We start from the raw sequence: 24,843 nt of genomic DNA, 5'->3' as shown, positions 1-24,843 counted from the left end.
TGGTTCCTCGGTTCAGGATGAGTAAGTAGATGGGGACAATTAACCACAACGGACACGGCGGTGCAAAAGGAAGGTGCGGCACGCCGTGAGCAGGTGCCGTGGTCTTCGTGGGTCGCGGTAAATGTGCCCGATCGCACGAATCGGGTGACGGTGCATCGGGCACCTTCATGCCGGTGGCCTGAGCGGCGTTACAGAGAAGGGTTCTCGTCGGGTTCCGGTGCCGCTTCGAGCATCTCACCGACCTCCAGCCAGCGCTCTTCCGTCGTTTCTAACTCGCTGTCCAGCGCCGACTTCTCCACCAGCAGTTGCTGCAGACGCCCTTTCTGCGCCGCCTCGTAGAGCGTGCTGTCGCCGAGCGCGGCTTCCAGTTCCGTCTGCCGCGTGTGCAATTTCTCGAGCTGCGCATCCAGCTTCTTGAGTTCGTTGCGCAGCGGCTGCAGGCGCTGGCGCTGTGCGGCCTCCTGGCGCTTGCGCTCGCGGCGGGCGGTGGCGCTGTGGGCCTTGTCTTCGCTGTCTTCGCTGCGGGATTCGCTGGTGCGCGCGCGCTGTTCCAGCCAGCGGCGGTAGTCGTCGAGGTCGCCGTCGAAGGGCCGTGCGTGGCCGCCGGCGACGAGCAGAAAACGGTCGGTCACGGTGCGCAGCAGGTGGCGGTCGTGCGAGACCAGCACCACGGCGCCGGGGTAGTCCTGCAGCGCGAGTTCCAGGGCCAGTCGCATCTCCAGGTCGAGGTGGTTGGTCGGTTCGTCGAGCAGCAGCAGGTTCGGTGCCTGATGGACCAGCAGGGCCAGCACCAGGCGCGCCTTCTCGCCGCCCGAGAACGGCGCGACCGGTGACTCGGCGAGCGCACCGGAGAAACCGAAGCCGCCGAGGAAGTCGCGCAATGACTGCTCACTCGCGCGCGGCGCCAGGCGCTGCAGGTGTAACAGCGGGCTGGCGCCGGCGTCCAGCTGTTCGAGTTGGTGCTGGGCGAAGTAGCCGACATCCAGGTCGGGCGCGCCCGCACGCTGGCCGCCGAGCGGTCCGATCACGCCGGCGAGCAGCTTGATGAGGGTGGACTTGCCCGCGCCGTTGGGCCCGAGCAGGCCGAGCCGGTCGCCGGGTGCGAGGCTCAGGTCGACGCCGGAGAGGATCACCTTGTCCGCATAGCCCGCCGACACCCGCTCCAGTTGCAGCAAGGGATGTGGCAGCTTTGCTGGCAGGGGGAATTCGAACTGGAACGGCGAATCCACGTGCGCGGCGGCGATGCGCTCCAGGCGTGCCAGTGCCTTTATGCGGCTCTGTGCCTGCTTGGCCTTGGTCGCCTTGGCCTTGAAGCGATCGATGAAGCGCTGGATGTGGGCGATCTCGCGCTGCTGACGCTCGAAGGCGGTCTGCTGCTGCGCGAGTTGTGCGGCGCGTTGGGTCTCGAAGTCGGAATAGTTGCCGGTATACAAACGCACCCGTTCACGCTCGATGTGCAGGATGTGTTGCACCGTGCGGTCGAGGAACTCGCGGTCGTGCGAGATCAGCAGCAGCGTGCCCGGGTAGCGGCTGAGCCATTCCTCCAGCCACAGCACCGCGTCGAGATCCAGATGGTTGGTCGGCTCGTCGAGCAGCAGCAGGTCGGAGCGGCACATCAGTGCCTGGGCGAGATTGAGCCGCATGCGCCAGCCGCCGGAGAACTGTGCGACCGGCAGGTGCTCCTGGTCGGCTGTGAATCCGAGCCCATGCAGCAGTCGCGCCGCCCGGCTGGGTGCGCTGTAACCGTCGATGGCCTCGAGCTGGGCATGGAGTGCGGCGATGCGCGGGCCATCGTGCGTGGCCTGCCGGTGAGGCGCCTGCGCCGAGAGGCTGTCCTGGGACCCGGCGGCGTGCAATTGCTTCTGCAGGTGCTCCAGTTCCGCGTCGCCGCGCAGCACGTAGTCGAGGGCGGGCAGCTCCAGGGCCGAGGTCTCCTGAGCGACCTGGGCGATGATCCAGTGCGCGGGGACGCGACACTCGCCGGTGTCGTTCTGCAGCTCGCCGCGCAGCAGCGCGAACAGGCTGGACTTGCCGCTGCCGTTGGCCCCGGTCACGCCGACGCGCTGGCCCGCGTGCAGGGTCACGGTGGCATCGGAAAACAGCTGGCGCGGACCGCGCCGCAGGCTGACATTGCGGAGTTCGAGCATGGGCGCGCAGTGTACCAGCCGGCGCCTTATTCCAATAGAAAGCCGGGGTTTGCATTCACCGGGGAAATACCCCAGCCTTGGCGTCCGAATCAGGACTGGATAGACCGGCATGAACGCATTCGATGCACCCTTCGAGCCCCGCAACGATCTGGCGCAGCGATCGATGGCGGCCCGGGAGGGCGACATCCCCGGCCCGGAGATGATCGACCCGATGGCGGGGCGGGCCTGAAAGCCCTGCAACACCCAGCATGAGCCTCTCCGATCCCTATCTGTTCGTCGAACGCGACGATCAGCTGCGTGAACTCTGTACGCGCCTGGCGCAGTCCGATTGGCTGACCGTCGATACCGAGTTCCTGCGCGAGCGTACCTATTATCCGCAATTGTGTCTGATCCAGATCGCCTCCGCCGACGAGGTGGCCTGCATCGACCCGCAACAGGTGACGTCCCTCGATCCGCTGGTGGCGCTGTTCGCCGATCCCCGTATCCTCAAGGTGTTTCACGCCGCGCGCCAGGACCTGGAGCTGTTCTGGCACAGCCACCGCATGCTGCCCGCCGCGTTGTTCGACACCCAGGTGGCGGCACCGCTGCTGGGCTACTCCGAGCAGATGGGGTATGCGGCGCTGGTGAAGGAGCGCCTCGGCCTCGAGCTCGACAAATCCGAGACCCGCACCGACTGGTCGCGGCGCCCGTTGACGGCCTCACAGCTGGAGTACGCGGCCGCCGATGTGCGCCATCTCGCCGAACTGTTCCCGGTCATGCGCGACGAGCTGGCCGGACACGGTCGACTCGATTGGTTGGCGGACGATTTCGCGACCCTGACCGATCCCGCGACCTACGAGAACCCACCCGACCAGGCCTGGCGACGCCTGCGCGGGCTGCAGAAATTCCGTGGGCCGGCGCTGGCCTGCGCCCAGGCGCTGGCCGCCTGGCGCGAGCAGCGCGCCCAGCTGGAGAACCGCCCGCGCAAATGGGTGCTGGATGACGCTGCGCTGCTGACACTGGCGCGCATCAAGGTGCAGTCGGTGAACGATTTCAAACGGGTGCGCGGTCTGCAGCCTGCGGTGATCGATCGCTACGGAGCGGAACTGCTGAGCCTGCTCGAGGCCGCCCGCGGCCAGCCTCCGGAACCGCTGCCCGACAGCGCGCGGCCACAGGCACTCAGCGAGGATCAGGAGGCCGCGGTCGATGTACTCGCCGGCGTACTGCGGCAGCTGGCCGCGGCACAGACGCTCAACCCCGCCAGCATCGCCTCCCGCAAGGACCTGCAGAATCTGGTGCGTGGCGAGCGTGCCCACTCGCCGCTGCTGCGCGGCTGGCGCCGTGGTGTGGCCGGCGAGCAACTGCTGGACGTGCTCGAGGGTCGCCGCCGGCTGCATATCCAGCCGGGTGGTCTGGTGGTGGAGGACTGAAGCCGCTCAACAAGCTCTGGAACCTCTAGGTCCGGATGCCATGCCCCTTGTTCAGCAGATACAGGCTGAAGACGAACAGGGCCGTGACGAAGCCGAGAATGATGGCGTACGACGACCACAGGCCGATGTCGCTGACGCCGAGGATGCCGTAGCGAAAGGCGTTGACCATGTAGAGGATGGGATTGATCAGCGATGCCTTCTGCCAGAACTCGGGCAGCATGTCGATGCTGTAGAAGATCCCGCCCAGATAGGTCAGCGGCGTCAACACGAAGGTCGGGATGATGGTGATGTCGTCGAAGCTATTGGCGAACACGGCATTGATCAGTCCCGCCAGCGCGAACAATACCGACGTCAGCACGACCACACTGGCCGCAATCCACAGGTTGTGTATCTGCAGCTTCGAAAAGAACAGCGAGGTGAGCGTGACGGCGATGCCCACGGTGATGCCACGCGCGACCCCGCCCGCCACGAAGCCACTGATGATCAGGTAATTCGGTATCGGTGCCACCAGCATCTCTTCGATGTTGTGCTGGAATTTGGAGCCGTAGAACGACGACACGACGTTGGCGTAGGAGTTGGTGATCACCGCCATCATGATCAGACCGGGGACGATGTAATCCATGTAGCGGAAGCCACCCATGTCGCCGATCTGTGAGCCGATCAGATTGCCGAAGATGATGAAGTACAGCGCCGTGGTGATCACCGGCGGCAGCACGGTCTGGATCCAGATACGGCTGAAGCGCAGGACCTCCCTGACCAGGATGGTCTGGAAGGCGATGTATTTTTCGCGTGGCGTCATACGATCCCCCGTCGCTCGCCGGCGCTGTCCCTGACCAGGCCTACGAACAGCTGCTCCAGGCGGCCGGTCTTGTTGCGCATGCTCAGTACCTCGACGCCGTGGCGCGTCAGCTCCGTGAACAGCGCGTTGACGTTGCTCGCCTTGGCTACGGTCACTTCCAGCGTGGTCTCGTCCAGGAGGGTGATGTCGTAGCCGGGGATCGTGGGGCAGGCATCGATCGGCGCCTTGAGATCCAACACGAAGGTTTCCGTGTGCAGCTTGGCGAGCAGTTGTTTCATGCTGGTGTTCTCGATGATCTGCCCTTCATCGATGATGGCGATGTTGCGGCACAGGCTTTCCGCCTCTTCCAGATAATGCGTCGTGAGGATGATGGTCGTCCCGTCGGCGTTGATGCAGCGCAGAAAGTCCCACATGGAGCGGCGGATCTCGATGTCCACGCCAGCGGTCGGCTCGTCCAGGATCAGCAACCGCGGCCGGTGTACCAGGGCGCGCGCGATCATCAGCCGCCGCTTCATACCGCCCGACAGGTCGCGGGCCGGGCTGCGGCGTTTTTCCCACAGACCCAACTGGCGCAGGCAGTATTCCGCGCGGACGACGGCCTCCCGGTGGGGTATGCCATAGAAGCCGGCCTGATTGACCACGATCTCCACCACCGGCTCGAACACGTTGAAGTTGAATTCCTGCGGCACCAGGCCCAGGCAGCTCTTGGCCGCGGCGAGGTCGGTATCCATATCGTGGCCGAATACCTCGACTGTGCCGCTGGTCTTGTTGACGAGCGATGCGATGATGCCGATGGCGGTGGACTTGCCGGCGCCATTGGGGCCGAGCAGGGCGAAAAAGTCACCCTCCAGGACATCCAGATCGATGCCCTTCAGGGCGGTGTAACCGTTGGCGTAGGTCTTGGTGAGCTTGCGCAGAGACAGTGCGGTGGTCATGACATCGGGTATCGGGCGGCCGATCCTGGGGGCGCTCCAGTGTAGCATGCGCCCGCCGGCCGGCATGGCCCGGTGGCTCGGAACGCGTGCCCCGGTTGCCTCTTCAAGGCGTCTCAACTACCTTTTCACTGTGGTCTTTCGGCGTTCGGCGGACCAGCCCGCCGTTGCGGAGGCGTTGCCGGTTGGGTCACAGGCCGAGGTATGCAAGCCCATGATGCGGATAGGTGCGAAGGGCGTGGTTGCATTGGGGCTGGGGCTGTGGTCGCTTGTGATGATGGCCGCGCCACCGGCAGACCGGCTCGTTCTGGGTCTGCCTCCCTATCTGGCCGCGACCGAGCTGGAGGCGCGGTTCCAGCCGCTCACACAGTACCTCACTGGACAGCTTGGGGTTCAGGTCCGGCTGCGCGTCGCGCACAGCCACGCGCAGCACATCGAGCAGGTCGGCCGTGCGGCCGTGGATATCGCCTTCGTCTCGTCGACCGCCTATCTGTCGCTGGTCGAGCGCTATGGTCCACGCCCGCTGCTCGGCCGGTTGGAGGTCGACGGCCGCGCGGCGTTTCACGGTACGATCTTCGTGCGGTCGGATGCGTCGATCCGCAATCTCGATCAGCTCACCGGGCAGCTGTTCGCCTTCGGCAGTGAATATTCCGCGACGGGTTACCGGGCGCCGCGCGAACTGTTGCGGCGGGCCGGCATCGATCTCCTGGACCTGGGGGGCTACCGCTTTCTCGGCAGCCCCGAAAATGTGGCACTGGCTGTGCTGTCGGGCGACTACGCCGCCGGCGCGGCGCGCGCGGAGGTCTTCGAACGCTACCGGGCACGGGGGCTGCGGGCGATCGCGGTGACACCGCCGATCCCGGAGAATCTGTTCGTCGCCAGTGCCCGTCTTCCCCCGGCGCAGGTGACGCGCCTGCGCGAACTCCTGCTCGCGCTGCGCGACAGCGAGTCGGGCCGGGCGGTACTCAGGGCAATCCGTCCCGAGGTCACCGCCATCGTCGCTGCGAACGCTGGCGGCTACGCGGCATTGCGCGAGCTGCTCGGTGGGGCTGAGGCCACGCCCGCGGGGCCGATGGGCGCGGGTAGCACGCCATGATCAGGTACCTCGCCGGTCGTCACCGCGACCTCTATTGGGCGACATTGGCGTTGCTGCTGGTGCTGGTCCTGGTCGCGGACGCCCTGCTGATCAGCCGCGAATATCACGAGGTCTACGCCCGTCAGCGTGATGCGGCCAAGGCCGAGCTCGGGTTTCTGGCCGGCTTGATCACCGAGTCGCTGACCAGTGAGCAATACCATCTGGCCGAGCTGCTGGTGGACAGCTGGGGGCGGCAGCATCCTGAGGCCATCCACCTGTCGGTGGAGACACAGGATGGCTTCGTGCTGGCGCGCTATGGTGGCGAACCGAGCGGGGCGGACGGTACGGATCGTCTGCTGCTGTCGCAGACGATCACCTACGGCTATGCCCGCGAGGCGCGTCTCAAGCTGGAGGTGGATCTGCGCGGGGCCGGGGTCGCGGTCCGCCGCTACACCCTGCAGATCGTCGGTGGCACGGTGGTGCTGCTGGCACTGTTCGGGCAGCTGCTGGTGCTGCTGGATCGCAGTCGGCAGCAGCGGGTACTCGAGGCATGGGCACACCAGGACGGGTTGACGGGCATCGGCAACCGGCGCCGTTTCGAACAGATGCTGGAGATGGAATGGCGGCGCGCACGGCGCAGCCAGACCCCACTGGCGTTGATCATGGCCGATCTGGACGCCTTCAAGGCCTACAACGATGCGCTCGGTCATCTGGCCGGCGACGACTGCCTGCGACAGGTGGCGGCGGTGCTCGCCCGCCAGGCGGTCCGCCCGGCGGATCTGGTGGCGCGCTACGGTGGGGAGGAATTTGTCGTGGTGCTGCCGGACACGGAGCTCAGCAGCGCGCGGCATCTCGCCGAGCAGATGCGCGCCGCCGTGGAGGGGCTCGAACTGGCACACCCGGCCGCCCCGGCGACCGGGCGGGTGACGCTCAGCCTGGGCGTGGCGGCGCTGGTGCCGTTCGGCGAGGTGCCGCCGACGAAACTGATCGAGCGCGCCGACTGCGCGCTCTATCTCGCCAAGCAGGCCGGCGGCAATCGTGTCGTTGCCGCCGCGGGCGAGGGGCCGCCGCTGGTGGTTCGTGCCTAGGGGTCTGTCGGCAGTACTCCCCGTTGTGGTCATTGTCGGTCGCAGCCCTCTGCCGAAACGCGGATGGTGCGCTGGACCCGTAGCGGTGTCTCCCAGACAATGGGAGGCTGTTTTCCAACCAGCGCATCATGAGGCGCCCCATGAGCAGTTCCCAGCCCTTGTGATGGATGGATTTCATCGCCGGGGCACGTCCTGCTTTCTGGGCATCGCGATATGGCTCACGGATCTGCCCTGAGCACCGACGAGGATGCGGCGGACGTGACAATGGACGGGCGCAGTATCGGCATGACGGCCGTGACCGGGGTGAGCGGCTTCGTCGGCGGCGCGTTGCTGCAGGCGCTGAGCGAGCGTGCCGTGCCGCTGCGACTGCTCGTGCGCCGGCCGCTGCCAATAATGCCTGCGGGTGCGATCCGGCATTGCGGCGACCTGACCGAGCCGGCGTCGCTGCAGGGCTTCCTGGACGGTGTGGACACGCTCTTCCACCTCGCCGGCTACGCGCATGCCGTCTCCACCCCGGATCCGGCGGAACTCGAACGTCACCGCCACATCAATCTGGAAGGCACACAGAACCTGTTCCGCTGCGCCGCCGAGGGCGGGGTGCGCCGGCTCGTGTTCGTCAGCAGCGTCAAGGCCGGCAGCGAGGATGCACACGCATGCCTGAACGAGCACAGCATGTGCGCGCCGACTGACCCCTACGGCCGGATCAAACGCGAGATCGAAGACTGGTTGTTGGAGCAGGGTGCGCGCCGCGGCGTGGAGATCAGCGTGCTGCGGCCGGCGCTGGTGTACGGTCCGGGGGTGAAAGGCAATCTCGCCGCCATGCTGCGCGCCATCGACCGGGGCAGCTTCCCGCCTGTGCCGGAGACGCACAACGTCCGTTCCATGGTGAGCGTGCAGGATCTGGTCGCGGCGCTGCTCGCCGCCGGCACGCGCGCCGAGGCCGCCGGTCAGGTGTGTATCGTCGATGACGGCGAGGCCTATTCGACGCGGCGCATCTACACGTCCATGGCGGCCGCCCTCGGCAGACCGGTTCCGGCATGGAGCGTGCCGGCCGGCCTGCTGCGCGCGCTCGGCCGCGTCGGCGATCTGGGCGAGCGGCTGTTGCGCCGTCGCCTACCGTTCAACGGCACACTTGCGGCGCGCCTGCTGGATTCGGCCTGCTACCGTTCCGTGCAGGCGGAGGTGCTGTTGGGTTTCGAGCCACGGTACCGGCTCGAAGATGTCCTGCCCGACATGGTGCATGTGTATCGCAATCGGGATTCGGGATTTGGGATTCGGGATTCGGGATTCGGGGGTTGACGTCCAGACCGCGGCAGCCGGGATTCGGCAACCAGGATTCGGGATTCGGGATTCGGGGGTCGGGAGCTGCGCCGATCGCGGCAGGAATGCCGCTCCTACGGGGGCTGGATCTGAGATTCAACATTTGGGATTCAGGGTATTGACACCCTAACCAGGGGCTCCACACTCTTTCCCAAATCCCAAATCCCAAATCCCAAATCCCGCCCTACCGCTTCAATCTCGCGAACGCCTCGGCCATCGCGCCGCTGGGTTGCGGGGGTTCGGCGCGCGGCTTGTCGCGCCTGGCCTGAGAGGGACGGCCGCGGTCGGCGTGTGCGCGCGGTGCTTTCGCCGAGGCTTCATCGTGAAGCCGCATGCTCAGGCTGATGCGCTTACGCGCCTGGTCGATCTCCAGCACCTTCACTTTCACGACGTCGCCGGCCTTGACCACCTCGCGCGGGTCCTTGACGAACTTATCCGCCAGCATGGAGATATGCACCAGGCCGTCCTGGTGCACGCCGATGTCGACGAAGGCGCCGAAGTTGGCGACATTGGTGACCACGCCTTCGAGGAGCATGCCCGGCTGGAGATCGGAGAGCTTCTCCACGCCGTCCTTGAAGCTGGCGGTCTTGAACCCGGGGCGCGGGTCGCGACCAGGCTTGTCCAACTCGCGGATGATGTCGCGCACGGTGGGTTCACCGAAGCGCTCGTCGGTGAACTCGTTGGCGGCGAGCGTTTTCAGGACGGCGCCGTTGCCCAGGAGTTCACGGATGTCGCGGCCCGTCCGGGCCAGGATGCGCTCCACCACGGGATAGGCCTCGGGGTGCACGGCAGAGGCATCGAGCGGGTTGTCACCGTTCATGATGCGCAGAAAGCCGGCGGCCTGCTCGAAGGCCTTGGGACCCAGGCGTGCGACCTGCAGCAGTTGCTGGCGGTTGCGGAACGGGCCGTGCTGGTCGCGGTGGGCGACGACGTTACGCGCCAGCGTCTCCGAGAACCCGGCGACGCGCGCGAGCAGCGGGACGGAAGCGGTATTCACGGTCACGCCGACGGCATTCACACAATCCTCCACGACCGCACCGAGCTTGTGTGCCAGGCGTGATTGATTGACATCGTGCTGGTACTGGCCGACGCCGATGGCCTTGGGTTCGATCTTCACCAGTTCCGCGAGCGGGTCCTGCAGGCGCCGCGCGATGGAGGCCGCGCCGCGCAGCGACACGTCGAGATCGGGGAATTCGTGGGCGGCGAACTCGGAGGCCGAATACACCGAGGCGCCAGCCTCGCTCACCACCAGGCTGGTGATCCCCAGTTCCGGGTGACGCTTGGCGAGATCCTTCACCAGCCGGTCGGTCTCGCGCGAGGCGGTACCGTTGCCGATGCTGACGAGTTCGACCTTGTGCCTGGTGATGAGCGCGGCGAGCGTGGCGATGGATGCGTCCCACTGCCTTCTCGGTTCGTGCGGATAGATGGTCGTGTGGTCGACCAGCGCACCGGTGCTGTTGACGACGGCGGCCTTCACGCCGGTGCGCAGGCCGGGATCGAGGCCGAGGGTGACGCGCGGGCCGGCCGGCGCGGCCAGCAGCAGGTCACGCAGGTTCTCGCCGAACACCCGGATGGCCTCCTCCTCCGCCGCCTCGCGCAGGCGCAGAAACAGTTCGTTCTCCAGCTGCAAGTGCAGTTTCACGCGCCAGGCCCAACGCACCGAGGTTGCCAACCAGCCGTCCGCGGCGCGGCCCTGGTCCTGAATACCGAAGCATGCGGCGATGCGTGCCTCGCAGCGGCCCCCCGCGGCGAGGGTAGCGTTGCCGGCCGCGGCGGTATCCTGGCCGGGCACGCACAGCTTCAGGCGCAGCGCGCCCTCGCTGCGGCCGCGAAACATCGCCAGTGCGCGGTGGGAGGGGACCTTGTGCAGCGGTTCCGAGAAATCGAAGTAGTCACTGAACTTCGCGCCGGCCTGCTCCTGGCCTTCGATGACGCTCGATTGCAGCAGGCCGGTGTCCCAGGCCAGCGTGCGCAGTGCGCCGACCAGATCGGCGTCCTCAGCGGCGCGCTCCATGAAGAGCTGTCGCGCACCCTCGAGCACCGCGGCGCTATCGGCGAAGCCGGCGTCGGCATTCAGATAGTCTCCCGCAGCCGTCTCCGGATCGAGTGCCGGATCGGTAAGCAGGGCATCCAGCAACGGCTCGATACCCGCTTCGCGGGCGATCTGGGCCTTGGTGCGGCGCTTCGGTTTGTAGGGCGCGTAGAGATCCTCCAGACGGGTCTTGGTGTCGGCGCCGAGGATAGCGGTGTTCAGTTCGGGCGTGAGCTTGCCCTGTTCATCGATGCTCTTGAGCACGCTCGCGCGGCGCTCCTCGAGTGCGCGCAGATAGCCGAGGCGCTCTTCCAGGTTGCGCAGCTGGGTATCGTCCAGGCCGCCGGTGGCCTCTTTGCGGTAGCGGGCGATGAACGGCACGGTGGCGCCCTCGTCGAGCAGCGCGACGGCCGCCTGCACCTGCCGGGGGTGGGCGGACAATTCCTGGGCAATGCGTTGGATGAGGTCGATCATGGACATTCTCGTTGCTGCTGGGGGCCGCGCCCGGCCCCGGTTGCGGTGGCCAGGCGGGCGAGTCTAGCAGAGCACCGCGCGGCGGACAGGTCTTGCAGGTTTGCGCCGATTCCAGCCGCTGCCGGCCGCGTAGCCGGGGGTGGGGCAGCGCGGTACGGAAAACCCGGCGATTTGCAGGGTCAAATTGCCTCGGCCAAGCATCTGCGACCAAGTATCTGCGACTAGGTACCGTCTGCTGAAAAGATGTATATTCAAAGATGTATATTTAATGGCTGTTTTCCACCCGCGAGGAGGGACGTCATGCAGAGCATCGACCTGGTCATGGTGACGCGTGACGATCTGCGCCAAGCCCTGCGGGAGATCGCCACCTACATCGATGTAACCTTGGATGACCTGATGGAAATCTACGAGCGTGCGGTCAATCATGCACTCATCCGGCGCGCGGAAAGCGTGCCGGTAGCGGATCTGATGGCCCGGGAGGTCTTCACCATCGGCGCGGATGAGCCCCTGCTGGAGGCCGGCCGGCGTTTCCTTGAGCACCACGTCAGTGCCCTGCCGGTAGTCGATGCCGACATGCAGCTGCTCGGCATCATCACGGAAGCGGATCTGCTGACGCTGGCGGGGCTGCCACACCACCACCGCAAGGGCTCGCGTTTACACGACTTGTGGGATACTCTCACCGGCCACCATCACAGCACACCGACGCTGGCGGGACGGGTGGCGGACCTCATGTCGTCAGCCGTCGTCACAGTGCGCGAGCAGGATACGCTGAACGATGCCTGTGAACGCATGCGTCAGACAGAGGTCAAAACCCTGGTTGTCACCGACGAGCGGAACCGTGTTACCGGCATTGTGAGTCGCTCGACGGTCATCAAGGGGCTGCTGATGGCGCCCGGCCTGTAAATCACCGGAGGCCTCAGGGCACCGCATTTGCCACAGCAACACCGAGGTAAATGCGGACACGACCACACCTTTCAAACCGCTACCCCCCCAGCACGCGTACGCTGGGGGGCGACGGGCGTGTGCGGGAGGTTGTGGATCTCGGTATCTCCCGCATGTCACCGCGGTGAAAGTGTTTTTAAGTGAGTTGTTCTCATGCGATTGACGACATTTACCGACTACAGTATGCGCGTGCTGATCTATCTCGCGCTGCATCCCGAGGACGAGCTGGTCACCAGCGCGGATATCGCCGTGGCCCATGGGATTTCCAAGAACCATCTCATGAAGGTGGTCCATTATCTCGGCCAGCAGGGATACGTCGAAACCGTGCGGGGCAAGAGTGGCGGTGTACGTCTTGGGATGCAGCCCGAGCAGATCAATCTCGGCCAGCTGGTGCGGGGCACGGAATCCAGCACCTCACTGGTGGAGTGCTTCGCAGCCGATTCCTCACGGTGTCGTATCGAGCCGGCCTGCGCGCTGCGGGGGATACTGCAGCGCGCATTGCAGGCATTTTATGCCGTGCTGGATGGATACACCCTGGCGGACGTCATGCGCAACCGGGATCAGCTGGCGGCGCTGCTCAAGGTGGCGTGAGGCGGTCCCGGCCGGTTCCCGTGATGGGGTGTGGCGGGGCGCGGCCCGAGGCCCGGTGGTACCGGTTGCCCCTTCCCTCAGTGCTCGCCCTTGACGCGTAGCAGGCCCGCCAGGCGGTTGCCCTGCTTCTGCGGCCCGCCGCGCGGGAACAGGTCGTGCAGGTAGTGGTTGCTGCCCTGTTCCGGTCCCCAGATCTTACGGAAGTGCTTGATGACGTCGCGCACGTTGGCCTGAACCATGCGCTTCTCATACTGGCTGCGCAGGAAGCGGATGACTTCCCAGTGCTGACTGTTCAGCTCCAGCCCTTCGTACGCGGCCTGGGCGCGGACGAAATCCTCCGACCAGTCGGCCAGATCCACCAGATAACCCTCGCTGTCGGTGGTGACCTCGTGGCCGTTGACCTTGAGCGTGCGGGTCTTCATGTTAGGGTAGGCGGTGCTGCCGCCGGCGACGCCCGGGGCGCCGTGTTCATCCACCACGTCGCCATCGGTCAACGACCAGATACCGATCTCGACGTTACCATCCAGGCGGCCGTGATAACGCGTGACACCTGCGATCACGACCTTGCCGATACTCGGTGGGAGGTCGAACTCCGCGATACCCAGCCGGTCCGTGACACCTTCGATGGGGTTATCCGGGTCCGTATCCAGCATGAGCGTCACCGGCGTCCGCTTCAGCGGCTCATGGGTGTGTTTCATCGACACGTAGATAAGCAGCATGATCTCTCTCCGGGCCTTTATGGCGTCAGTGGACGCCGGCGCTATGGCCTTACTCTAACGCGCTGTCCGCCATTTTAACAAGTATTGCCCATGCCTCTTTATCTCGGATGGGATAGGTGCAGTGGGCGTATCGTCTGGGTCACGCCGGTCTTAAACGGCAGATTCCCAGAATTTTTGTTCAAGCATGATTTCTCCGATATTTTCGGTACCTTGACCGTTAGTCAAGATACCTCCTGGCGGCGTGCATGATGCGGCAGTCGGTGTGTGGGAATCAGGTCGACGGCCGTTGGCAGCGCATGAAGCTATTCGTCGTCGAACCGCCAGGCGATGCCGTGGACCCGGGCGCGTTCGAAGGCCTGCTGGCTGGGGCAGGTGCGAAAATAATCATCGGCGGTTGTTGTCATGATACTGTCGATGTCCAGCAGCTCCCAGCCCGCGGTCGTCAGCGCCTGCGTGGCCTGACGCTGCGCCTGAGCGGTATCGACGGCATCCACCCAGATCGAAATACCACGGCGCTCGTGGGTCGGCCCGCCGCGTGCGCATGCGTGTAGGAGCAGCATCGGATGGGTTTACTCCGGATGGTCTCGTGACCGGCGCAGCCGGCTGTTCGTGCTACTGTCGGAGTACGCCGCGGCGCTGTCAATGCCGCCAGGTGCCTTCGCTGCAGGGCTGTACTATGATGGCGGCCATGCCCACTCCACGACGACAGCATGTCATGAGCGGCGGCCTGGCGATTGTGCCGGCCGCCGCTTTACTCGTGTCGGCCAACGCCTGCGCCGAACTCATCACCGGTACCGATGCGGATGCGCAGCTGCCGTTCTGGGAATGGCGCGCGCCGGGGATGTCGCTGCGCTTGGTGCAACGTCTGCCGGACCAGTCCCGTGCGTTCTTTCTGGCGCGCGGTTTTTCCCGCGCGGACGTCGAGCTGATTGCGCAAGCTTGTGTTTTCCAGACCGTCTTCAAGAACCTGTCACCACCCGCGGCACCCGCCGTGATCGAGTACGACCTGCGGGACTGGGTCGCACAGGCTGGCGGGCAGGCGCGTGGGATGAAGACCCGCGAGGACTGGGCGGAGGTCTGGGCAGAGCGTGGGGTGCCGCAGTCGGCACGCATCGCATTCGAGTGGGCCCTGTATCCGACCCATCAGACCTACCATGCCGGTGATTACAACTGGGGCATGTCGGTCTTCGACCTTGCGCCGGGTGACAGTTTTGATCTCGTCATTCATTGGAACCAGGGCGGCGAACGGCATACCGCGACCCTGGCAGGGATGCGTTGCGCACCCGACGAGGATGCCACAGCGGAGGCGACACCATGACCATGACGTCTGCAGAGGGTTTGCCGGGCAGGCTGTTGTATGCATTCTGTTGTGCGCTGCTGGCGCTCGCGTCTGCGCCGGCCGCCGCCGAGCCCGCGGCGGCCCAGGCCCTGCATCCGGCGCAGACACCCCGGCTCGCACCGGATTTCGAACTGCCAGATCTCGATGGCCAGCTGCACAAGCTGTCGGACTACCGGGGCCAGGTGGTGGTGTTGAATTTCTGGGCCACCTGGTGCCCGCCGTGCCGCGCCGAGATGCCGTCCATGCAGCGTGGCTGGGAACAGGTCAAGGACGAGGGGATCGTCTTCCTGGGTGTCAACGTCGGTGAAGACGCGGACACGGTGTTCCTCTTTCTGGCCGACTATCCGGTGGATTTTCCCCTGCTGTTCGATGCCCAGGCCAAGGTGATCGAGGCATACCCGGTGACCGGCCTGCCGACCACTTACATCATCGATCCTGCGGGCCGTATCACCCACCGCGCGGTGGGCAGTCGCGAATGGGATGATACCGGCCTGCTGGACGAACTGCGGGCCCTGCGGCGCGCGCCGTGACCGGGTAGTGCCGGGCGTACATGGTCACGCCCCGCTTTCCTATACTCAATCCCAGGGCCCGCGGGGTTTCACGGCTACACAGGAGTAAGGCGATGACGAGGAAAACACTGAAAGGGACACTGGCGATGGCAACGCTCGCAGCGGCCATCGCGGCGGCGGGCTGTGCGACGAATCAGGGTCAGCAGGAACAGGCCGGCATGGTCATCGGTGGGATATTGGGTGGGGTGCTCGGCTCCAATGTCGGCGGCGGGCACGGCCGCACGGCGGCGATCATCGCCGGCACCCTGGCCGGCGCGGCCATCGGCGGGGCAATCGGCAATTCCATGGACGAGGTGGACCGTATGAAGACCGCCCAGACGCTGGAGACGGTGCGCACCGGCGTTCCGGCGCAATGGCGCAATCCCGATACCGGCAATCAGTACACCGTGGTGCCGACCCGGACCTACGAGACCTCGAGCGGACCCTGTCGGGAGTACACCATCGATGCGCAGGTGGGTGGCCGGCCGGAGAAGGTCTACGGCACCGCCTGCCGCCAGCCGGACGGCAGCTGGCAGGTTCAGGGCTAGCACGCGCCGGAAAATGCCGTCGCGGGCCCGGGTGTGCGGTCAGCCGGTGGCGGCCGCCCGGGCCTCGTCCTCCGGCTCGTAGCCCAGTGCCGGCGCCAGCCAGCGCTCGGCGCTCTCCACCGACATCCCCTTGCGGCGTGCATAGTCCTCGACCTGATCGCGGTTGATCTTGCCCACGCCGAAGTAGCGCGCCTCGGGGCGGCTGAAATACCAGCCACTGACGGCGGCGGCGGGCCACATCGCGAAGGACTCGGTGAGCTGGATGCCGGCATTGTTCAGCGGATCGATCAGTGCCCACAGCAGCGCCTTTTCGGTGTGGTCGGGGCAGGCGGGATAGCCGGGCGCGGGGCGGATGCCGCGGTAGGCCTCGGCAATGAGGTCGTCGTTGGCGAGCCCTTCGTCATCCGTGTAACCCCAGAATTCCTTCCGTACGCGCGCGTGGATGAGTTCCGCGAACGCCTCGGCGAGCCGATCGGCCAGCGCCTTGAGCAGGATCGCATTGTAGTCATCGTTATCGGCCTGGAAGCGCTGGATGTGCGCATCGATGCCGAGTCCTGCCGTGACGGCAAAGGCACCGAGGTAGTCGTCGAGTCCCGCTGATCTGGGCGCGACGAAGTCCGCCAGACACTGGTTCGGACGCCCCGGCGGCTTGCGGTTCTGCTGGCGCAGGTGGTGCAGTGTTGTGAGCACCGTGGCGCGCGAGGCATCGGTATAGATTTCGATATCGTCATCGCCCACCCGGTTGGCGGGGAACAGTCCGATGACACCGCGCGCCTGCAGCCAGTCCTCGTCGATGATCTGCTTGAGCATGGCCTGGGCGTCGTCGAACAGCTGCCGTGCGTGCTCGCCGACCGCCGGATCCTTGAGAATCTTCGGATAGCTGCCGGCCAGCTCCCAGGTCTTGAAGAAGGGTGTCCAGTCGATGTACTTGGCGATGTCGTTCAACGAATAGTTGTCGAAGACCTTCAGCCCGAGGAATTTCGGCTCGGGTGGCGTGTAGCTGCTCCAGTCGAGCGCCACCTTGTTCGCGCGTGCGTCGGCCAGTGTCAGCCAGTCGGTCTTGCGTGCCTTGCCTTTGTGCATGGCGCGCACGCTCTCGTATTCTGCCTTGATCTTCCCGATGTAGTCGCTGGACATGCCTTCGCTGACCAGATTCTGCGCCACGCCCACGGCCCGTGAGGCATCCTTCACGTAGACGGTGGCGGCGCCGTAATTGGGTTCGATCTTTACGGCGGTGTGCACGCGCGAGGTGGTGGCGCCGCCGATCAGCAGGGGTATGGTGAAACCCAGGCGCTGCATCTCCTTGGCGACGTGCGCCATCTCGTCCAGTGACGGCGTGATCAGGCCGGACAGGCCGATCATGTCGGCATTTTCCTGCTTCGCCGCGTCGAGGATCTTCTGTGCCGGCACCATCACGCCGAGGTCGATGACCTCGAAGTTGTTGCATTGTAGTACCACACCGACGATGTTCTTGCCGATGTCGTGTACGTCACCCTTGACGGTGGCCATGACGATCTTGCCCTTGGCCTTGGCGGCGGCATCCTTCCCGGCCTCGATATAGGGCAGCAGATAGGCCACTGCCTTCTTCATTACGCGCGCGGATTTCACCACCTGCGGCAGAAACATCTTGCCGGCACCGAACAGGTCACCGACCACGTTCATGCCGTCCATCAAGGGGCCTTCGATCACCTCGATCGGCCGCGCGAACTGCTGCCGGCACTCCTCGGTGTCCTCCACGACGAAGGCATCGATACCCTTCACCAGCGCATGTTCCAGGCGTTTGATGACCGGCAGTTCACGCCAGGCAAGATCCTCTTTCTTTTCCGCACCGCTGCCGTCGCCCTTGTGCCGGTCAGCGATCTCCAGCAGGCGTTCGGTGGCATCCGGACGACGGTTGAGTACGACGTCTTCGACGCGCTCGCGCAGCTCGGCAGGGATCTCCGCGTAGATGGCGAGCTGGCCCGCGTTGACGATGCCCATGTCCATGCCGGCCTTGATGGCGTGATACAGGAACACGGCGTGGATGGCCTCGCGCACCGAGTCGTTGCCGCGGAACGAGAACGACACGTTGGATACGCCGCCGGAGATCTTGGCGTGCGGCAGGTTCTGCTTGATGGTGCGCGTGGCTTCGATGAAATCCACACCGTAGTTGTTGTGCTCCTCGATGCCGGTGGCGATGGCAAAGATGTTCGGATCGAAGATGATGTCCTCGGGCGGGAAACCGACCTGTTCCGTGAGAATCTTGTAGGCGCGTGCACAGATCTCCACCTTGCGTGCCTGGGTGTCGGCCTGGCCGGCCTCGTCGAAGGCCATGACGATGACTGCGGCACCGTATTTGCGGCACAGCCTGGCATGCTCGATGAACGCGGCCTCGCCTTCCTTCATGGAGATCGAGTTGACGATACCCTTGCCCTGGATGCACTTCAGGCCGGCCTCGAGGATCTCCCACTTCGAGGAGTCCAGCATGATCGGCACCCGCGAGATGTCGGGTTCACCGGCGATCAGGTTCAGGAAGGTCACCATGGCCTCGCGGCCGTCGAGCATGCCCTCGTCCATGTTGATGTCGATGATCTGTGCGCCGTTCTCGACCTGGCTTCTCGCGACCACCAGTGCCTTGTCGTAGTCGCCGTTGAGAATCATCTTCTTGAACAGCGCCGAGCCGGTGACATTGGTGCGCTCGCCGACGTTGACGAACAGGGAGTCCGCGCGGATGTTGCACGGCTCCAGCCCGGCCAGACGCAACGTGTGGTCGTGCGCCGGGATTTTGCGGGGCGGGAACGGTGCGACCGCCTCGGCGATGGCCTTGATGTGCGCCGGGGTGGTGCCGCAGCAGCCACCGATGATGTTCAGGAAGCCCGCCTGTGCCCACTCGGCGATCTCTTTCGCCATGGCCTCGGGCGATTCGTCGTATTCACCGAACTCGTTCGGCAGCCCCGCATTGGGGTGGGCATTCACACCACAGTCGGCGATGCCGGCCAGTTCGTCGATGTGCTCGCGCAGTTGCTGGGCGCCGAGCGCGCAGTTGAAGCCGAGTGAGATCGGGCGTGCATGGCGCAGCGAGTTGTAGAAGGCCTCGGCGGTCTGGCCGGACAGCGTCCGACCGGAGGCGTCAGTGATGGTGCCAGAGATCATCACCGGCAGGTGCCTGCCGCTGTCCTCGAAATAACTCTCCACCGCGAACACCGCCGCCTTGGCGTTGAGGGTGTCGAAGATGGTCTCGATGAGGATGATGTCGGCGCCGCCGTCGACCAGGCCCTTGGTCGCCTCGTAATAGGTATCGCGCAGCTCGTCGAAGCTGGTGTTGCGGTACCCCGGGTTGTTCACGTCCGGCGATAGCGAGGCGGTGCGGTTGGTCGGGCCGAGCACGCCGGCGACGAAGCGTGGCTTGTCAGGTGTGGCATAGGCATCCGCCGCCGCGCGCGCCAGCTTCGCCGATTCAAGATTCAGCTCGTAGACCAGGTCCTGTTGCTGATAATCGGCCATGGAGATGGCCGTGGAGTTGAAGGTGTTGGTCTCGAGGATGTCGGCACCGGCCTCCAGATAGGCGCGATGGATGTCGCCGATGATCTTCGGTTGGGTCAGCGACAGCAGGTCGTTGTTACCCTTTAGGTCACAGGGCCAGTCTTTGAAGCGTTCGCCACGGTAATCCGCCTCCTCCAGCTTGTAGCTCTGGATCATGGTGCCCATGGCACCATCCAGGATGAGGATGCGGCTTCGCAGGAGGTCTTTGAGCGGGGTCATAATGTCGGCGGCATGCTGCTGTGGAGCAAATCAGTCTAGCAGGTTGCGCCCGCTTGCCAAACCCGGACCCGTTTCCCGGCGGTGGTCTGCGGCGCAGAAACCACCTTTATTACACGGACTTCGCGGCTGCTAACTCCGTGTACGGGGTGTTGTGCCTGAGCCTGGGACACGCGTGACCTGCACGCCCCGGGGTGTGGTAGTGGCGTTGACCGCATGCCGCAGCCGGGCGTTGATCCGGTCGCGCTGCGGCAGCCGTTCGTTCTGGCCCATCGACCGCCTGCAGGGGACGTCCGCGGCCACGCAGAACTTGATGGGATTCAGGTGCACAGACGCAGCCGGCACGGCCGGTGGAGTTCAGCGCGCCTCGAGCAGTTCCCAGCGCGCATAGGCGGCCTGCAGTTCCACCTCGAGTTCGGCCAGGCGGGTCTGCGCGACGGCAATGGCGTCACCGTCGCGTTTGTAGAAGGCAGGATCGCTCATCTCGGCCTGCAGCGCCTGCACGCGCCCCTCGAGCGACTCGATGCGGGCCGGCAACTGTTCCAGCTCGCGCTGTTCCTTGTAGCTGAGCTTGCTGGCCACGGTGGGCCTGGCTGCGGGGGCTGATGGGGTCTTGGTCGCTGGGACCGGACTCGGGGCGGGCGCCGCAGCCGGAGGCGCGGCCCGTTGCCGCAGCCAGTCTGCATAACCACCGACGTATTCACCGATGCGGCCATCGCCCTCGAACACCAGGGTACTGGTGACGAGGTTGTCGAGAAAGGTGCGATCGTGACTGACCAGCAGCAGCGTACCCTGGTATTCCAGCAGGCGCTCCTCCAGCAGTTCGAGGGTTTCCATGTCCAGGTCGTTGGTCGGTTCGTCGAGTACCAGCACGTTGAAGCTGCGGGTGAACAGGCGCGCGAGCAGTAGCCGATTACGCTCACCGCCGGACAGCGTGCCCGCGGGCTGACGGATACGCTCGGGATCGAACAGAAAATCCTGGAGATAGGAAATGACATGGCGGTCCTGGCCGTTGATGCTGATCCTCTCACGGCCATGGGCGAGGTTGTCCAGGACGCTCCTGTGCGGATCGATGTCGCTGCGGTTCTGATCGAAATAGGCAATCTCCAGGCGTGTGCCCAGGCGCACGCGCCCGCGGTCGGGCGTGAGTTCGCCGAGCAGCAGGCGCAGCAGCGTGGTCTTGCCGGCGCCGTTCGGGCCGATGATACCCACCTTGTCACCGCGCATGAGCGTGGTCGAGAAATCGCGCACGATGGTCTTGTCGGCCCAGGCGTAGGAAATGCCTTCGACCTCTGCGACCAGTTGTCCGGAGCGTTCCGCCTCCGGCAGCCGCAGACGTGCGGTGCCCTCACGTTCGCGCCGCAGGCGGCGCTCCGCCCGCATGGCCTCGAGGGCGCGCACGCGGCCCTCGTTGCGGGTGCGTCGTGCCTTGATGCCTTGGCGTATCCAGGCCTCTTCCTGCGAGAGTCGTTTGTCGAACAAGGCGTTCTGCTGGGATTCCGCCTCCAGCGCCGCCTGCTTGCGCTCCAGGTAGGTCGGATAGTCGCAATCCCAACTCGTCAGCCGGCCGCGATCGAGTTCGATGATGCGGGTCGCGAGCCGTTGCAGGAGTGTGCGGTCATGGGTGACGAACAACAGGGTGCCCTTGAAGCCGAGCAGAAACTCCTCCAGCCAGTCGATGGCGGCCAGGTCCAGGTGATTGGTGGGCTCGTCGAGCAGCAGCAGATCGGGGTCGGCCACCAGGGCACGGGCGAGCAGGGTGCGTCGCTTGAGGCCGCCGGACAGGCTGGCGAAGTCCGCCTCGGGATCGAGCCGGAGACGGGAGACGGCCGTCTCGACCTGCTGTTGCCAGCGCCAGCCGTCGCGGCTCTCGAGCGCATGCTGCACCCGTGCGAGTTCGTCCAAGGCGGCCGGTGTGGCCGCCTGGGCAACGGCCAGGCTGGCGGTGTGGTAGTGCGACAGCAGCGGGGCCATCTCACCCAGCCCGCCGGCGACCACGTCGAAGGCGGTGCCGCGCAGGGCATCCGGTACGTCCTGGGTCAGGCGGGCGCAGCGCAGGCCCGGTTGCCGCACGATGCTGCCGCCGTCCGGCTGCAGATCGCCGGCGATCAGTTTCAGCAGCGTGGACTTGCCGGCACCATTGCGGCCGATCAGGCAGACGCGCTCACCCGGTTCCAGGTTCAGATCGGCGGCCTCCAGCAAGGCGCGGCCGCCGAAGTCGAGTTGGACGCCTGTGAGAGAGATCAGGGGCATGACGGGTAACGAGGTCTCGAGGGGATTGGCCGCCGACCGGGACGGGCGGGTGCCGCGGCATTATGCCAGCTTCGCAGGGGCTCGGTACGACGAGCCCTTATCCACAAATCCTGTGGATAACCATGTGGAGTATTTGGGGTCAAACCCGCCCGGAACCCGCTGCTGTTGGTTGGACGTTAACGTGATTAATTTATAACCAACGCGGTAAATTTTTATGTAAAACAGCGTGTTGGAATAATGTAAGCAGTTCGTTTCAGCGGCGTGCGATCAGCCGGCAGGGAGTCATGTTTTTGACGGCGGTGTGTGTATAAAAAATACCGACTACTTCCGCCAAGGTCGCTGGCGACCTTGAAAAAGATCCGCTACTTAGCTCGCCGGATCGCGCAGCGCGCAGTGCCATTACGTCGGGATTCATTACGCGGCTACTACGTCTGATGCTATGCGGCTCGCGGGAGATGGTGGGCCCGCTCGGACTCGAACCGAGGACCAAGGGATTCACTTTGTACCCGATATTTCTACCGGGAGTGGACTATCTCATCACCCTCAACCGGATTGTTAGGGCGCGGGACGCTCTAGCCTGTCATTAAGGACGCTCTAGTCCTCAGGTAGTCTCTGCACCTTCCGGAGGTGTACCCCCGGCTTGGCTCAGGATTGCCGACAGCCTCGCTGTGGCGGTTCCCCTGAATTCATCCCGTTCATTCCATGCCTTTCGGTCATGGACGCACCTTTGATGAGTCCCCTGCTCTAACCAACTGAGCTACAGGCCCGTGAAGCGGGGATTCTACACGGTTGCGGCAGTTTCGTTTAGCCCTGCTGAACTCCATAATCCAGCTTGTGCGCGACCCCAAAACGCGGAAGCCACCATGAATGGTGGCTTCCGCGGCGAGCGTATTGACTGAAAATCAGCTGCTTTCGATTTCCAGGAAGCTGCGCAGTGTTTCCGAGCGCGAGGGGTGACGCAGCTTGCGCAACGCCTTGGCCTCGATCTGGCGGATGCGCTCGCGGGTGACATCGAACTGCTTGCCGACCTCTTCCAGGGTGTGGTCGGTGTTCATGTCGATGCCAAAGCGCATGCGCAGGACCTTGGCCTCGCGCGGTGTCAGGCCGGAGAGCACTGATTGGGTGGCCTCGCGCAGGCCTTCTACGGCAGCGGCGTCGACCGGCGACATGATGCTGACGTCCTCGATGAAGTCACCGAGATGTGAATCTTCATCATCGCCGATGGGCGTCTCCATGGAGATCGGTTCCTTGGCGATCTTGAGAACTTTGCGCACCTTGTCCTCGGGCATCATCATGCGTTCGGCCAGTTCTTCCGGCGTCGGCTCGCGACCCATCTCCTGCAGCATCTGCCGGGAGATGCGGTTCAGCTTGTTGATGGTCTCGATCATGTGCACCGGGATGCGGATGGTGCGCGCCTGGTCGGCGATCGAGCGTGTGATCGCCTGGCGGATCCACCAGGTCGCATAGGTCGAGAACTTGTAGCCACGGCGATATTCGAACTTGTCGACCGCCTTCATCAGGCCGATGTTGCCCTCCTGGATCAAGTCCAGGAACTGCAGGCCGCGGTTGGTGTATTTCTTGGCGATGGAGATCACCAGGCGCAGGTTGGCCTCGACCATTTCCTTCTTGGCACGACGGGCCTTGGCCTCGCCGATGGACATGCGGCGATTGATGTCCTTGATGTCGCTGATGGTCTGCCCCGTCTCCTGCTCGATGGCGATCAGGCGGTTCTGGGCCCGGCGGATGTCGTCGCGGAACTGCCCCAGGGCGGCGGAGTAGGCGTGGCCTGCCTTGATCTCCTTGTCTCCCCACTGCAGGTTGGTCTCGTTGTCCGGAAACGAGGTGATGAAGTCCCGGCGCGGCATCTGGGCGCGATTGACGGCGATGTCCATGATCACCCGTTCGTGACCGCGGATGCGCCCGACCATGCTGCGCAGGCGGTGGGTCATCTCGTCGACGATGCGCGGCACCAGCTTGAGCTGCATGAAGATCTCGCTCAGTGCGGCGCGGTGCTTCTCCAGTTGCTTGGCCGACTTCGTGGTCATGCATTTTTCGTACAGGGACGCCAGTTCGGTGAAGCGCACGCGCGCCTCTTCCGGGTCCGGCCCCGTATCGAGGACACTGGTCTCGGTGTCGCTGCTCTCGTCGTCGTCGTCGTCATCATTGCTGGCCGCGGTCCGGGAGTTGGTGGTCGCGTCATCGACCACGGGGCGGGCCTCCGCCGGAGGCGGAATGACGGCATCGTCGGCGTTCGGGTCGATGAAGCCGACGATCAGGTCGGATAGCCGGACTTCGCCGGCCTCGACCTTGCTGTATTCGTTGAGCAGCAGGGCGATGGAGTCGGGGTAGCTCGAGAGCGCCGACAGCACCTGGCGCAGACCGTCCTCGATGCGTTTGGCGATCACGATCTCGCCTTCGCGGGTGAGCAGTTCCACGGTCCCCATTTCGCGCATGTACATGCGCACCGGGTCGGTGGTGCGGCCGAACTCGCTGTCGACGGTGGCCAGGGCCGCTGCCGCCTCTTCCGCGGCGTCTTCGTCGGTGACCGCCGAGCGGCTGAGCAACAGGGTATCCGCGTCCGGCGTCTCCTCGTGGACGGAAATACCCATATCGTTGATCATGTTGATGATGTCTTCGATCTGCTCCGGATCGACGATCTCATCGGGCAAGTGGTCATTGACCTCGGCATAGGTCAGGAAACCCTGTTCTTTGCCTTTGGCAATCAACAACTTCAACTGAGACTGCTGCTCTTGATTCATGTAGGTCCGCTGATTTAGGTGGCCTGTCCCGCACGCACTGCTTCGCGGGGTCGGCGTAAAAAATGAATCCTCCAGTGTAGTGGATGGCCTTGCATATTACCAGCCGCTAATAGGTGTTCGCGGCTGGACT

General features: G+C 64.9%; 18 protein-coding genes. 9 read left to right on the top strand and 9 right to left on the bottom strand.

Annotation, left to right across the window (positions count from 1 at the left end):
• Window positions 1–188: 188 nt before the first annotated feature.
• The gene (locus K8I04_11260; GenBank protein ID MBZ0072287.1) at window positions 189–2,147 is read right to left on the bottom strand and encodes an ATP-binding cassette domain-containing protein; all 1,959 of its coding nucleotides are present in this window, start codon (window positions 2,145–2,147) and stop codon (window positions 189–191) included.
• A 248-nt stretch (window positions 2,148–2,395) separates the two neighbouring features.
• Here K8I04_11260 and rnd point away from each other — a divergent pair, with 248 nt between their 5' ends.
• Complete coding sequence (gene rnd, locus K8I04_11255; GenBank protein MBZ0072286.1) at window positions 2,396–3,556, top strand: ribonuclease D; 1,161 nt, start codon at window positions 2,396–2,398, stop codon at window positions 3,554–3,556.
• A 25-nt stretch (window positions 3,557–3,581) separates the two neighbouring features.
• Here the strand turns inward: rnd and K8I04_11250 are convergent, their stop codons facing one another.
• On the bottom strand, window positions 3,582–4,355 hold the full coding sequence (locus K8I04_11250; protein MBZ0072285.1) for an ABC transporter permease: 774 nt from the start codon (window positions 4,353–4,355) through the stop codon (window positions 3,582–3,584).
• On the bottom strand, window positions 4,352–5,290 hold the full coding sequence (locus K8I04_11245) for an ABC transporter ATP-binding protein (protein MBZ0072284.1): 939 nt from the start codon (window positions 5,288–5,290) through the stop codon (window positions 4,352–4,354). The genes K8I04_11250 and K8I04_11245 overlap by 4 nt, the downstream gene beginning before the upstream one ends.
• A gap of 211 nt (window positions 5,291–5,501) precedes the next feature.
• Here K8I04_11245 and K8I04_11240 point away from each other — a divergent pair, with 211 nt between their 5' ends.
• The 3 genes from K8I04_11240 to K8I04_11230 all read left to right on the top strand — a co-directional run bounded on the left by K8I04_11240 (window position 5,502) and on the right by K8I04_11230 (window position 8,749).
• Window positions 5,502–6,383 carry a PhnD/SsuA/transferrin family substrate-binding protein gene (locus K8I04_11240; protein MBZ0072283.1) on the top strand — a complete coding sequence of 294 codons (882 nt, stop codon included), beginning with the start codon at window positions 5,502–5,504 and terminating at the stop codon, window positions 6,381–6,383.
• Window positions 6,380–7,450 (top strand): GGDEF domain-containing protein, encoded by a 1,071-nt coding sequence (locus K8I04_11235; GenBank protein ID MBZ0072282.1) that lies wholly within the window; start codon window positions 6,380–6,382, stop codon window positions 7,448–7,450. Before K8I04_11240 ends, K8I04_11235 begins: the two co-directional genes overlap by 4 nt.
• A gap of 213 nt (window positions 7,451–7,663) precedes the next feature.
• On the top strand, window positions 7,664–8,749 hold the full coding sequence (locus K8I04_11230) for an NAD-dependent epimerase/dehydratase family protein (GenBank protein MBZ0072281.1): 1,086 nt from the start codon (window positions 7,664–7,666) through the stop codon (window positions 8,747–8,749).
• A 205-nt stretch (window positions 8,750–8,954) separates the two neighbouring features.
• On the opposite strand, the gene K8I04_11225 is transcribed toward K8I04_11230, so the two are convergent.
• A complete protein-coding gene (locus K8I04_11225; GenBank protein ID MBZ0072280.1) occupies window positions 8,955–11,276 on the bottom strand; it encodes an RNA-binding transcriptional accessory protein in 2,322 nt (773 codons plus the stop codon).
• 300 nt (window positions 11,277–11,576) lie between these two features.
• On the opposite strand from K8I04_11225, the gene K8I04_11220 reads away from it, so the two are divergent.
• Both K8I04_11220 and K8I04_11215 read left to right on the top strand, forming a co-directional pair.
• Window positions 11,577–12,179 (top strand): CBS domain-containing protein, encoded by a 603-nt coding sequence (locus tag K8I04_11220; GenBank protein ID MBZ0072279.1) that lies wholly within the window; start codon window positions 11,577–11,579, stop codon window positions 12,177–12,179.
• Window positions 12,180–12,371: 192 nt separating this feature from the next.
• On the top strand, window positions 12,372–12,809 hold the full coding sequence (locus tag K8I04_11215; protein MBZ0072278.1) for an Rrf2 family transcriptional regulator: 438 nt from the start codon (window positions 12,372–12,374) through the stop codon (window positions 12,807–12,809).
• Window positions 12,810–12,886: 77 nt separating this feature from the next.
• On the opposite strand, the gene K8I04_11210 is transcribed toward K8I04_11215, so the two are convergent.
• Window positions 12,887–13,528: a TusE/DsrC/DsvC family sulfur relay protein gene (locus K8I04_11210; GenBank protein MBZ0072277.1), complete on the bottom strand. Its 642-nt coding sequence runs from the start codon at window positions 13,526–13,528 to the stop codon at window positions 12,887–12,889.
• A 302-nt stretch (window positions 13,529–13,830) separates the two neighbouring features.
• Window positions 13,831–14,088, bottom strand: coding sequence for a hypothetical protein (locus tag K8I04_11205; protein MBZ0072276.1), 258 nt, complete (start codon window positions 14,086–14,088; stop codon window positions 13,831–13,833).
• A gap of 128 nt (window positions 14,089–14,216) precedes the next feature.
• Between K8I04_11205 and K8I04_11200 the strand changes: the two genes are divergently transcribed.
• From K8I04_11200 to K8I04_11190, 3 genes are all read left to right on the top strand, one after another.
• Window positions 14,217–14,846, top strand: coding sequence for a hypothetical protein (locus K8I04_11200; GenBank protein ID MBZ0072275.1), 630 nt, complete (start codon window positions 14,217–14,219; stop codon window positions 14,844–14,846).
• Window positions 14,847–14,848: 2 nt separating this feature from the next.
• Complete coding sequence (locus K8I04_11195; GenBank protein MBZ0072274.1) at window positions 14,849–15,397, top strand: TlpA family protein disulfide reductase; 549 nt, start codon at window positions 14,849–14,851, stop codon at window positions 15,395–15,397.
• Between the two features lie 92 nt (window positions 15,398–15,489).
• Complete coding sequence (locus K8I04_11190; protein ID MBZ0072273.1) at window positions 15,490–15,963, top strand: glycine zipper 2TM domain-containing protein; 474 nt, start codon at window positions 15,490–15,492, stop codon at window positions 15,961–15,963.
• Between the two features lie 39 nt (window positions 15,964–16,002).
• Here K8I04_11190 and metH read toward each other — a convergent pair whose 3' ends face one another.
• The 3 genes from metH to rpoD form a co-directional block, all read right to left on the bottom strand.
• Window positions 16,003–19,704: a methionine synthase gene (metH, locus tag K8I04_11185; GenBank protein ID MBZ0072272.1), complete on the bottom strand. Its 3,702-nt coding sequence runs from the start codon at window positions 19,702–19,704 to the stop codon at window positions 16,003–16,005.
• A gap of 354 nt (window positions 19,705–20,058) precedes the next feature.
• Entirely contained in the window at window positions 20,059–21,954 is a 1,896-nt protein-coding gene (locus tag K8I04_11180; GenBank protein ID MBZ0072271.1) for an ATP-binding cassette domain-containing protein, read from the bottom strand.
• Between the two features lie 902 nt (window positions 21,955–22,856).
• Window positions 22,857–24,713, bottom strand: coding sequence for an RNA polymerase sigma factor RpoD (gene rpoD, locus K8I04_11175; GenBank protein ID MBZ0072270.1), 1,857 nt, complete (start codon window positions 24,711–24,713; stop codon window positions 22,857–22,859).
• Between the last annotated feature and the right edge of the window lie 130 nt (window positions 24,714–24,843).

This window comes from Gammaproteobacteria bacterium, from assembly GCA_019911805.1.
Taxonomy (GTDB): Bacteria; Pseudomonadota; Gammaproteobacteria; order Thiohalobacterales; family Thiohalobacteraceae; genus JAHJQQ01.
This window is presented reverse-complemented; position numbering and strand designations above follow the sequence as displayed.

Bases quoted from the DNA above. Each gene is read 5' to 3' on its own strand.
- K8I04_11240 (MBZ0072283.1), top strand. From the start codon at position 5,502: ATGATGCGGATAGGTGCGAAGGGCGTGGTTGCATTGGGGCTGGGGCTG.
- K8I04_11260 (MBZ0072287.1), bottom strand. From the start codon at position 2,147: ATGCTCGAACTCCGCAATGTCAGCCTGCGGCGCGGTCCGCGCCAGCTG.
- K8I04_11250 (MBZ0072285.1), bottom strand. From the start codon at position 4,355: ATGACGCCACGCGAAAAATACATCGCCTTCCAGACCATCCTGGTCAGG.
- K8I04_11205 (MBZ0072276.1), bottom strand. From the start codon at position 14,088: ATGCTGCTCCTACACGCATGCGCACGCGGCGGGCCGACCCACGAGCGC.
- K8I04_11200 (MBZ0072275.1), top strand. From the start codon at position 14,217: ATGCCCACTCCACGACGACAGCATGTCATGAGCGGCGGCCTGGCGATT.
- K8I04_11215 (MBZ0072278.1), top strand. From the start codon at position 12,372: ATGCGATTGACGACATTTACCGACTACAGTATGCGCGTGCTGATCTAT.
- K8I04_11190 (MBZ0072273.1), top strand. From the start codon at position 15,490: ATGACGAGGAAAACACTGAAAGGGACACTGGCGATGGCAACGCTCGCA.
- K8I04_11230 (MBZ0072281.1), top strand. From the start codon at position 7,664: ATGGCTCACGGATCTGCCCTGAGCACCGACGAGGATGCGGCGGACGTG.
- K8I04_11245 (MBZ0072284.1), bottom strand. From the start codon at position 5,290: ATGACCACCGCACTGTCTCTGCGCAAGCTCACCAAGACCTACGCCAAC.
- K8I04_11220 (MBZ0072279.1), top strand. From the start codon at position 11,577: ATGCAGAGCATCGACCTGGTCATGGTGACGCGTGACGATCTGCGCCAA.
- K8I04_11225 (MBZ0072280.1), bottom strand. From the start codon at position 11,276: ATGATCGACCTCATCCAACGCATTGCCCAGGAATTGTCCGCCCACCCC.
- rnd (MBZ0072286.1), top strand. From the start codon at position 2,396: ATGAGCCTCTCCGATCCCTATCTGTTCGTCGAACGCGACGATCAGCTG.
- metH (MBZ0072272.1), bottom strand. From the start codon at position 19,704: ATGACCCCGCTCAAAGACCTCCTGCGAAGCCGCATCCTCATCCTGGAT.
- rpoD (MBZ0072270.1), bottom strand. From the start codon at position 24,713: ATGAATCAAGAGCAGCAGTCTCAGTTGAAGTTGTTGATTGCCAAAGGC.
- K8I04_11195 (MBZ0072274.1), top strand. From the start codon at position 14,849: ATGACGTCTGCAGAGGGTTTGCCGGGCAGGCTGTTGTATGCATTCTGT.
- K8I04_11235 (MBZ0072282.1), top strand. From the start codon at position 6,380: ATGATCAGGTACCTCGCCGGTCGTCACCGCGACCTCTATTGGGCGACA.
- K8I04_11180 (MBZ0072271.1), bottom strand. From the start codon at position 21,954: ATGCCCCTGATCTCTCTCACAGGCGTCCAACTCGACTTCGGCGGCCGC.
- K8I04_11210 (MBZ0072277.1), bottom strand. From the start codon at position 13,528: ATGCTGCTTATCTACGTGTCGATGAAACACACCCATGAGCCGCTGAAG.